The organism is Thiomonas sp. 13-64-67, from assembly GCF_002282795.1.
GTDB classification, from domain to species: Bacteria; Pseudomonadota; Gammaproteobacteria; order Burkholderiales; family Burkholderiaceae_C; genus Thiomonas; species Thiomonas arsenitoxydans.
On record NZ_NCKP01000083.1, the window covers coordinates 1 to 6,045 of the forward strand.

Sequence of the window (6,045 nt, forward strand, 5' to 3'; positions counted from 1 at the left end):
GCTGCATGCCTGGGCCGAGCATATGCAGCGCGAATACGGCTACACCCATCTGCAGAGCTTCGACGCGCAGCAGACCCGCAGCCTCATCGCCAGCAAACGCTATTGCGCCGCAGTGCTCGACGATTTCGGCGGCCACCTGCACCCGCTCAACTACACCTTGGGACTGGGCCGCGCCGCTCTCAACGCCGGGGTGGTGCTGCACGAGCAATCGCCCGTCATCAGCGTCAAGCCTGCGGCGCAGGCCGGTGGCGGCAAGGCCCTGGTGCAAACTGCGCAGGGCAGCGTGCGCGCGCGCCATGTGCTGCTTGCGGGCAACGTGCAGCTTGGCAATGTGGCGCCGCGGCTGTCCCGGCGCATCATGCCCGTGGGCACCTACATCATCGCCACCGAAGCGCTCGGCGCGCAGCGAGCGAAGTCTCTGGTGCGCAACCGCGCCTGCGTGTGCGACACCCAGTTCGTGCTCGACTATTACCGCCTCACCGGCGATGATCGTCTGCTGTTCGGCGGCCGGGTGAGCTATTCCACCGCCACCCCGCGCGATCTTGCGGCCACCATGCGCCGCAGCATGCTGGCGGTATATCCGCAACTCAGCGACGTGAAGATCACCCACGCCTGGGGCGGCTTTGTCGACATCACCATGAACCGCGCGCCCGATTTCGGCCGCATCGCGCCCGACGTGCTGTATCTGCAGGGCTTCTCGGGCCACGGTCTGGCGCTCACCGGCATGGCGGGGCGGCTGGCCGCCGAGGCCATCGCCGGACAGGCCGAGCGCTTCGACCTGTTCACCCGTCTGCGCCACAAACCCTTCCCCGGCGGCGACCTGCTGCGCACCCCCGCGCTGGTGCTGGGCATGCTGTGGTACCGGCTGCGCGATCTGGTTTGAGGAAGGCTTAGCCGCTCTGCGGCGTCGGAGTGTGATTCCCCAAACTCAAGGCAAAACACCTTCGCCCCGCTGGCGATTTCTGCGGGTACACCCTCGTTGTTTGGCGAAGTTTTTCACCGCGCTATAACGTGCGCTCACACGGGTTACATGAGGTTTCAATTCATCCCGGTTCCTCCTCTATCTCTTTTCCAGTCGCCTCCCTATAGTCGTCTCGGTTCGCAAAAAACGTCATTTCAGTTCGTTGACACCACAGGAGACAGGCATGAACAAGGAAGACTCGAATGAGCAGGTTCAGATGGATCGTCGCACGCTGATCAAGGCGGGCGGCGCGGCGGGTTTGGCCGCTTTGCTGGGCACGCAGGTGCCGAGCTGGGGCGCTAGTGAGACGCCGGTGAAAATCGGGCTGATTGATCCCATCACCAGCACCTTTGCAGCGCTCGGGCAGAGCGAAATCAAGGGCGCCAAATTCGCTGAAGCCGAGATCAACAAGGCGGGTGGCGTGATGGGCCGTCCTCTGCAGATCTTCGTGGAAGACAGCGCGGGCAACCCCGGCACTGCGGTGGACAAGGCCTCGCGTCTGCTGAGCCAGAACAAGGTGGACTTCCTCATGGGCACGGTCAACTCGGCGGCCTCGCTCGCCGTGTCGCAGTTTGCCAATCGCCACGACAAGCTCTTCGTCTGTACCGGCGGCCACGTCGATAGCCTGACCGGCAAGGAGTGCAAGACCACGACCTTCCGCACCTGCTCGACCACCTGGATGCTGACGGCCGGTGACTTCGAGACGCTCTACAAGAAATTCGGCAAGAAGTGGTACTTCCTGACCACTGACTACGCCTTTGGCCAGTCTGAGCAGGCTGACTACACCACACAGCTCAAGAAGGCGGGAGGCTCCGTGGTGGGCGGTGCGCTGGTGCCTGTGGGGGCGACCGATTTTTCGTCCTATCTGATCGACGTGAAAGCCAAGTCGCCCGACGTGCTGTGCCTGCTGCTGGCCGGTAACGATCAGGTCAACTGCATGAAGCAGATCGCGCAATTCGGCATCAACAAAGACATCGCCGTGGGCGGCGCTTTGTTCGAGCTGGAGCAGGCGCAGGCGCTGCCCGAGGCGGCTCGCTACGGCTGGTGGACCATGGAGTGGTACTGGAACCAGCCGAACACCCCGCATGTGGCGGATTTCGTCAAGCGTTACGCCGCAGCCAATAAAGGGGAATACCCGACGGCGCGTGCATGGTTTGGTTTTGCCACCACGCATGCCATCCGGCTGGCGGTGGAAAAGGCCAAGTCGCTCGAAACGGCCAAGGTCGTCAAGGCGATGGAGGGACTAGTGCTGCCCCCGGAGATCGCGCTTCAGCCCGGCAATGTGTTCTACCGTCCGCAGGATCACCAACTGATGCTGGGCATGTTCCCGGGGCACGTGATTCAGACGGGCAAGTATCCGAACTTGTTCGACGTTTCGGGTATCGTGCCGGGCGAGAAGATCGCGCTGCCGCCTTCAGAAACCGGCTGCGTGCTTCCGCGCGCCTGAAGCGCCACTGCGCGTGCCTGCGGACCCGCCACTGCGCGAGTCCGCAGCCTGTCCATCTGCTGCTGCGGAGGCATTGCCTTGAATCTCGTCCTTATCTTCAATACGTTCAACGGCCTGATCACCGGAGCGTTTTATGCGCTGCTGGCGCTCGGCCTGGCGCTCATCCTCGGGCTGAACAACACCATCAATTTCGCCCAGGGCGCGTTCATGGCGCTGGCGGCCTACTTCGCGTACACGCTGGAGCCGAGCCTGGGCTTCTGGGGAGCGCTGGCCGTAGCGCCGCTGCTCGCCGGGGTGCTAGGTCTGGTGGTCGAGGTGTTTCTCATTCGCCGCCTGTACAAACGCGATCCGCTGTATTCGTTGTTGCTGACCTTCGGTCTGGCGCTGATCATGCAGGACGTGATCCGCACCGTCTGGGGCGCCAACGGCGTGCCGCTGTCCATCCCGGAGTCGCTGGGACATCCCCTCAGTCAGACCTACTTCTTTCTCACCGGCTACCGCCTCTTCGTTGTTGCTGTTGCCCTGGTGGGCACTGCCGTGCTGTTCGCCGTGCTGCGCTACACCCGACTGGGCATCCGCATTCGCGCCGGCAATGCCGATCTCGAAACCGTATCGGCGCTTGGCGTGAACATTTACCTGCTGCGCACCGCGAACTTTGTCATCGGCATCGTGTTTGCAGGCGTGGCCGGCATTCTGGCTGCGGGTCAGCTCGGGCTGGAGCCGACGATGGGAGACGGCCTGCTCATGCCGGCCTTTGTCGCCATCGTGGTCGGGGGCGTGGGTTCCTTGCTGGGTTCTCTGCTGGGCGGTCTGCTCATCGGGGTGGCCTCGGGCATCACCACGGCCTACTTTCCCGCCGCGAGTGAGGCGGTGATTTACCTCATCATGGGGCTGATGCTCGTGGTGCGACCGCGCGGACTCATGGGACAGGAGGGGTTGTTCGAATGAGTACGCCTGCCTATACCGCTCCACCTCCACGATCTGCCATGCAAACATCCAACCTCAAACAGCATCTCGGCACCGGCATTCTGGCGCTGGTGCTGCTCACCGCCCCGGCCTGGCTGCACTATGTCGGCGGCTACAACGACATCGCCTCGCGCGTGCTGATCTACGGCCTGGCCGCCATGGGGCTGAATCTGCTGCTCGGGCATACCGGCGGCCTGTCGTTCGGGCATGCCGCCTATTTCGGGCTGGGCAGCTACGGCGTCGGCTTGATGCTCAAGTACATGACGCACAACGTGCTGTTGGCGCTGCTCGGGGGCACTTTGCTGGGGGGCGTTGTGGCCGCCGTGCTCGCGCCCATCGCCGTGCGTCGTCGCGGCATCTACTTCGCCATGATCACCATTGCCATCGGACAGATGTTTTATTTCATCGCCATTCGCTGGCAGACCGTGACCGGGGGCTATGACGGGCTGACCGGCTTTTCCCGGCACACCCTGCATCTGTTTGGGTTCGACTGGACGATGGGCTCTCTGGGCTTTTATTACCTCGTCGTGGCCTGCTTCACGCTGGGCGCCCTGGTGCTGTGGATCGTGCTGAACTCTCCGCTGGGGCACACCTTTGTGGCCATCCGCGAAAACCAGAAGCGGCTGACCTTTCTCGGCCTGCCGGTACAGCGCTATGCGGCGATTTCCTTCGCTCTGTCTGGCCTGATCGTGGCGCTGGCCGGTGGTCTCAACGCCTTGCTCGACAACTTCACCTCGCCCAACACTTTGAACTACACCTTTTCAGGCGACTTGGTGGTGATCGCGGTGCTGGGGGGGATGCGCAACTTCTGGGGGCCACTGGTCGGGGCGGCCATCTTCGTGCTGGTGCGGGATTACGCCAGCTCGGTAACTGACAACTGGATGTCCGTCATCGGCCTGATTTTCGTGCTGTCGGTGCTGTTTTTCCCGCTGGGTGTGATGGGGTTTTTGCAGCGCAAGGGGAAGACATCATGAGCTTGCTGCAGCTGCACAACGTCTCGCGCCGCTTTGGCGCCCTCAAGGCACTGACCGATATTTCCATCGAGGTGCAGCCCGGAGAGTTGCGCGCGGTCATTGGCCCCAACGGCGCGGGCAAGACCACGCTATTCAACCTGATCAGCGGGTTTTTCCCGCCGAGTGAAGGGCAGATCACCTTTGACGGCAGGCCCATTCAGACGGTCAATCCCGGTGAGCTGGTCAAGCGCGGCATCATCCGCACTTTCCAGATCACCGAGATCTTCCGCTCGCTCACGGTGTATGAAAACCTGCGCATTGCCGTTGAGGTGGCACAGGGCGTGAACCTGCGTCCCTGGATGGGTCGCGCCCTGCGTAAACGCATCGACGATCAGGTGGATGAGTTGATGCATCTGGTGAAGATCAGCGGCAAGGCGGATCGGGTGACGGGCGAGATGTCGCACGGCGACCAAAGGGTGGTCGAGGTGGGCATTGCGTTGGCTCGCCGTCCCAAGCTGCTGCTGCTCGACGAGCCCACCGCCGGGATGGGAGATGAAGAGACGCACCACATGACCGCGCTGATCCGTGATCTGAACAAAAACCAGGGCATCGCCACCCTGTTCGTGGAGCATGACATGGAAATCGTGTTCGGCATCGCCGATCGCATCACCGTGCTCGACAACGGTACGCTGCTCGCCGAGGGCACGGCCGATGAAATTGCCAACAACGCAAGGGTGCAGGCGGCTTATCTGGGTCAAGCGGCCTGACCGCCCTGACCCAAGCCGACATCTCCACAGGACTCTCCGCTTATGACCGCCGTTCTCGAACTCGACAACATTCATACCTACTACGACAAAAGCCATATTCTCAAAGGCGTGTCGATGACCGTGGGCGAAGGCGAACTCGTCGCGCTGCTGGGCCGCAATGGCGCGGGCAAGACCACGACGATGCGCTCGGTCATGGGGCTGACGCCGCCGCGCCAGGGCAAGATCAAATTCTTCGGCAAGGACATGACTGGCGCCTCGCCGCACCGCATTGCGGGCCTGGGCGTGGGTTATGTGCCCGAGGGACGCAAGATCTTCGGGCACCTCACGGTGCACGAAAACCTGCTGGTGGTGCACGAAACGCCGGGGCGCTGGAATATCGATGGCGTGTACCAACTCTTTCCACGTCTGCATGAACGCCGAACCAGCAAAGGCGGGCGCCTTTCAGGCGGCGAGCAGGAGATGCTGTCCATTGCGCGCGCGCTGCTGCTCAACCCCAAGTTACTCATCCTTGATGAACCTTCGCAGGGTTTGGCGCCGGTGATCGTGCAGGAGGTGATGCGCACGGTGGGACGCATGAAGGACGAAGGAATTTCCGTGCTGCTGGTTGAGCAGAACGCTTTTCTCGCGCTGCAACTGGCTGATCGCGCCTACGTGCTTTCTGAAGGCGAGATTGTCTTTTCGGGTGATGCGGCCGCCTTGCGCGACGACAAGACCCGGATGGAGCAACTGGCGGGCGTGGCCCACGCTGCTTGATTGCGGCTTCAGTCGGGAAGCTGGCTGCGGATGAGCATGCACAACTTCTGTGCCCAGGGCGGGACGCGCTCGGTGGGCACATAGGCATAGCCGAGAATCAGCCCGCGGCGCTGCGGTGCGCCTAGGTAATAGCGCGATAGCGGCCGCACCGTCATGCCCTGCGCATCGGCGGCGCGGGCGATGGCCTCGTCGTCCACA

Annotated in this window: 6 protein-coding genes and 1 pseudogene; 6 read left to right on the forward strand and 1 reads right to left on the reverse strand. The window is 62.7% G+C overall.

Going from position 1 to position 6,045, the window contains the following annotated elements; translation table 11 throughout:
• From B7X30_RS14270 to B7X30_RS14295, 6 genes are all read left to right on the forward strand, one after another.
• Nucleotides 1-883, forward strand: an 883-nt coding sequence (locus B7X30_RS14270; protein WP_286731450.1) for an NAD(P)/FAD-dependent oxidoreductase, incomplete at its 5' end; no start/stop codon positions are given.
• Nucleotides 884-1,145: 262 nt separating this feature from the next.
• On the forward strand, nt 1,146-2,408 hold the full coding sequence (locus B7X30_RS14275; RefSeq protein WP_276707469.1) for an ABC transporter substrate-binding protein: 1,263 nt from the start codon (nt 1,146-1,148) through the stop codon (nt 2,406-2,408).
• A gap of 78 nt (nt 2,409-2,486) precedes the next feature.
• On the forward strand, nt 2,487-3,356 hold the full coding sequence (locus B7X30_RS14280) for a branched-chain amino acid ABC transporter permease (RefSeq protein ID WP_013121971.1): 870 nt from the start codon (nt 2,487-2,489) through the stop codon (nt 3,354-3,356).
• On the forward strand, nt 3,353-4,348 hold the full coding sequence (locus B7X30_RS14285) for a branched-chain amino acid ABC transporter permease (RefSeq protein ID WP_286731455.1): 996 nt from the start codon (nt 3,353-3,355) through the stop codon (nt 4,346-4,348). Before B7X30_RS14280 ends, B7X30_RS14285 begins: the two co-directional genes overlap by 4 nt.
• The gene (locus B7X30_RS14290) at nt 4,345-5,094 is read left to right on the forward strand and encodes an ABC transporter ATP-binding protein (RefSeq protein ID WP_013104337.1); all 750 of its coding nucleotides are present in this window, start codon (nt 4,345-4,347) and stop codon (nt 5,092-5,094) included. The genes B7X30_RS14285 and B7X30_RS14290 overlap by 4 nt, the downstream gene beginning before the upstream one ends.
• Nucleotides 5,095-5,136: 42 nt before the next feature.
• Nucleotides 5,137-5,847 (forward strand): ABC transporter ATP-binding protein, encoded by a 711-nt coding sequence (locus B7X30_RS14295; RefSeq protein WP_013104338.1) that lies wholly within the window; start codon nt 5,137-5,139, stop codon nt 5,845-5,847.
• 8 nt (nt 5,848-5,855) lie between these two features.
• On the opposite strand, the pseudogene B7X30_RS14300 reads toward B7X30_RS14295, so the two are convergent.
• Nucleotides 5,856-6,045, reverse strand: a pseudogene (locus B7X30_RS14300) (MocR-like pyridoxine biosynthesis transcription factor PdxR); the annotation flags it as partial.

What these genes read in the sequence shown, in the direction of transcription:
- B7X30_RS14290 (WP_013104337.1), top strand. Translation starts at nt 4,345, where the DNA reads ATGAGCTTGCTGCAGCTGCACAACGTCTCGCGCCGCTTTGGCGCCCTC.
- B7X30_RS14285 (WP_286731455.1), top strand. Translation starts at nt 3,353, where the DNA reads ATGAGTACGCCTGCCTATACCGCTCCACCTCCACGATCTGCCATGCAA.
- B7X30_RS14275 (WP_276707469.1), top strand. Translation starts at nt 1,146, where the DNA reads ATGAACAAGGAAGACTCGAATGAGCAGGTTCAGATGGATCGTCGCACG.
- B7X30_RS14295 (WP_013104338.1), top strand. Translation starts at nt 5,137, where the DNA reads ATGACCGCCGTTCTCGAACTCGACAACATTCATACCTACTACGACAAA.